Annotated in this window: 1 protein-coding gene; it reads left to right on the forward strand. The window is 69.4% G+C overall.

All coding sequences use genetic code 11. From position 1 onward, the window contains the following. Positions 1-295: 295 nt before the first annotated feature. The coding region (locus ACLN58_RS22325; protein WP_415857394.1) for a sigma-70 family RNA polymerase sigma factor at positions 296-1,271 on the forward strand (976 nt) is incomplete at its 3' end.

The following is a 1,271-nucleotide window of genomic DNA, read 5'->3' on the forward strand; positions in this document are numbered from 1 at the left end:
GAGCGCGAGGCCGTCCGCACGAGGTCGAGGACCTCGGGACAGAACCAGTCCGAGGCCACACGCCATGATTGCGCGAGGGCGTCACGTCGCCACGCAAGGAGCAGCTGGTCGCGCCCCGTACGCCAGCTCCCCGGGCTCACAAGGTGGGTCATGCGCTTTAAGAGCCGGCGCCTCGGGAGCCATGACGCCAAATGTTCGTCCGGTTGAGGCAAGTTTTTGTTCTGGAATCCCGTCATAGAATCGACCCCAGGGGACTCTCAACGAGAAGTGACCGTAGAGAGCCGGAAGGACTTTCATGACCGCGAGTGCCGACGCCGTGAGCACTGCGCCCGCACCACCCAGTGACGCCCAGCTCATCGCTGAAGTGCGTGCCGGTGACAACGAGGCGTACGCTCAGCTCTTCGAGCGGCATCACAGCGCCGCCGTGGGGCTTGCGCGCCGATATGCCCGCAACGCGAGCGACGCCGAGGACCTTGCGTCCGAGGGCTTTGCCAACGTTCTCACTGCCCTTCGCAGCGGCTCCGGACCGGATGCCTTCTTCCGAGCGTATCTGTTCACGTCCATTTCCCGGCTCGCCGCGCGCGGAAACATCAAGGCCGCCCGCCAGACGCTCAGCGACGAGATGGAGCGCTACGAGGGCGAGCAGCCGTACGACGATCCGGTCATGTCCGGCTTCGAATCGGACGCCGTGGCGAACGCGTTCCGCACCCTGCCCGAGCGGTGGCAGGCCGTGCTCTGGTACACCGAGGTGGACGGCATGCAGCCGGCCGCCGTCGCGCCCCTCCTCGGCCTCTCGCCCAACGCGGTCTCCGCCCTCGCCCTGCGGGCCCGGGAGGGCCTGCGCCAGGCCTACCTCCAGGCGCATGTCTCCGCGACTGCAGTCGAGGACGCGTGCGCGCCCTTCGCGGACAAGCTCGGCGCGTACGCCCGCAACGGCCTGAGCACGCGCAACGCGAAGAAGGTGCGCGAGCACCTCTCCGACTGCCCGAGCTGCACGGCGGCGCTCCTGCAGCTCCAGGACGTGGGGCACGGGATGCGCGGCATCGTGTTCCCGCTCGTCACGGCGCTCCCGTTCGCGGCGCCGGTCGCCGGGAAGATCGCGGCCGGCGGCGTCCTCGTGGGCGGGGTCGCGTGGCTCAAGCAGACCGTCGACAAGCTCGGAACCGGCAACGTCGTGGTGGGCGGGCTCGTGATTGGGCTGGCCATCGTGGGCGGGATCGCCTTCGCGTCGCTCGGACAGCCGACCACGCCGGAGCACGCCACCGCGTCCC

This window comes from Sinomonas sp. G460-2 (assembly GCF_047759905.1).
Classification (GTDB): Bacteria; Actinomycetota; Actinomycetes; order Actinomycetales; family Micrococcaceae; genus Sinomonas.